At 61.8% G+C, this 587-nt stretch carries 1 protein-coding gene; it reads right to left on the bottom strand.

Annotated elements, in window-relative coordinates:
- Window positions 1–208 (bottom strand): RNA polymerase sigma factor (locus BIU89_RS18885; protein ID WP_254791517.1); only part of this gene is annotated, 208 nt, incomplete at its 3' end.
- Window positions 209–587 lie beyond the last annotated feature (379 nt).

Below are 587 nucleotides of genomic sequence, written 5' to 3'. Positions count from 1 at the left end.
CGTCCGCACCGACCAGGGTGTCCAGTTGTTCATCCTCGACCGCATCCGTCTTGGAGCGGGGGGAACGGAGCTCATCGATGACTCGGTTCCGCATGGACCGGATCACGTAGGCGTTCACATGCTCGGACGGGCCGTTTCCGCTGGCCCATTTCTCGACCAACCGGACGAGGGCTTCGCTGAGGAGATCCTCCGGGTCGATTTGGTCCATCGACAATTGCTTCGACATGGCCGACAGGAATTGCAGGTGCCTAGCAAGGTAGGTGCCGGCTGCTTCCCGGTCTCCCTGGTTCGCTGCTGCGACGAGGAGTTCATCGGAGAGGTCAGGGACAGACGACCGCACCACACACCTCCTTCGACCTGCACCACTTACGTACTCAGAGCGACCCTGCTCCGATCGGCAATCGGAGCAGCATCTCCTGTTCGAAGAACGAGCAGTTGTCCGCCGGCACGATGCGGACGATCCTGGCGGGAGCATTTTTGCTCTCAAAGCGCCGGTACGGACGGGCGCGTGCACGTCACCTCTTGATACTTCCAGCAATTGCGCCACTCCTGACATCCCCATATCGGGGGGGGGGGGGGCAGCTTCG

The sequence above is a fragment of the Curtobacterium sp. MCBA15_005 genome (genome assembly GCF_001864855.1).
In the GTDB taxonomy this organism is placed as follows: domain Bacteria; phylum Actinomycetota; class Actinomycetes; order Actinomycetales; family Microbacteriaceae; genus Curtobacterium; species Curtobacterium flaccumfaciens.
Note: the sequence above shows the minus strand (reverse complement) of the source record. Positions and strands in the feature narration are given on the sequence as shown.